At 67.3% G+C, this 845-nt stretch carries 2 protein-coding genes; both read right to left on the reverse strand.

The window, feature by feature from the left end:
• Window positions 1-240: ZIP family metal transporter (locus tag JNK74_28355; GenBank protein ID MBL7650100.1), on the reverse strand; the 240-nt coding region annotated here is incomplete at its 3' end.
• 35 nt (window positions 241-275) lie between these two features.
• Complete coding sequence (locus JNK74_28360) at window positions 276-839, reverse strand: superoxide dismutase (protein ID MBL7650101.1); 564 nt, start codon at window positions 837-839, stop codon at window positions 276-278.
• Between the last annotated feature and the right edge of the window lie 6 nt (window positions 840-845).

Here is an 845-nt window from a genome sequence, read left to right on the forward strand (position 1 = left end):
GTCCTGCGTGCGGTCGGACAGGCGCTGGGACAGCATCACGGGCACGGTGCCCAGTGCGGTCGCCAGCGCGGCGGCCGAGCCTCCGGCCAGTGCCTGGAAGACCACCGGATGGTTCTGCGCATAGGCCCAGAACTGGCTGGTGAGCGCCCAGGCGCCGGCCATCATGATGGCCAGGCCTATCCACAGGCGGATGTTGGACCGTACGCTGGTCTTGGAGCGGAAGCGTTGTGGCAGATCCATGCTGGTCGAGGTCAGAGGTTGGCGTTGCAGACCGTTCAGCCGCGTGCGGCGGCGTAGCGGCGGGCCACTTCGGCCCAGTTGACTACGTTGTAGAACGCCGCGATGTATTCAGGGCGGCGGTTCTGGTACTTGAGGTAGTAGGCGTGTTCCCACACGTCCAGGCCCAGGATGGGGGTGGCGCCGGAGCCGATGCCGGCCATCAGCGGGCTGTCCTGGTTGCCGCTGCTTTCCACGGCCAGCTTGCCGTCCTTGCCCACCACCAGCCAGGCCCAGCCGCTGCCAAAGCGCGTGAGCGCGGCCTGGGTGAAGGCGGCCTTGAAGGCATCGAAGCCGCCCAGTTCCCGGTCAATGGCCTGTGCCAGTTCGCCCGAGGGAGTACCGCCGCCGCCCTGGTCCACCGGGGCCATCACCGTCCAGAACAGGCTGTGGTTGGCGTGCCCGCCGCCGTTGTTGCGCACGGCACCGCGAACGCCTTCGGGCAGCAGGGGCAGGTCGGCGATCAACTGCTCCACGGGCTGGCTGCCGTGCGGCGTGTCCTTGAGCGCGGCATTCAGGTTGTTCACATAGGCCTGATGATGCTTGGTGTAGTGGATCTCCATGGTCTG

This window comes from Candidatus Hydrogenedentota bacterium, assembly GCA_016791475.1.
Classification (GTDB): domain Bacteria; phylum Hydrogenedentota; class Hydrogenedentia; order Hydrogenedentales; family JAEUWI01; genus JAEUWI01.

Bases quoted from the DNA above. Each gene is read 5' to 3' on its own strand.
- JNK74_28360 (MBL7650101.1), bottom strand. From the start codon at position 839: ATGGAGATCCACTACACCAAGCATCATCAGGCCTATGTGAACAACCTG.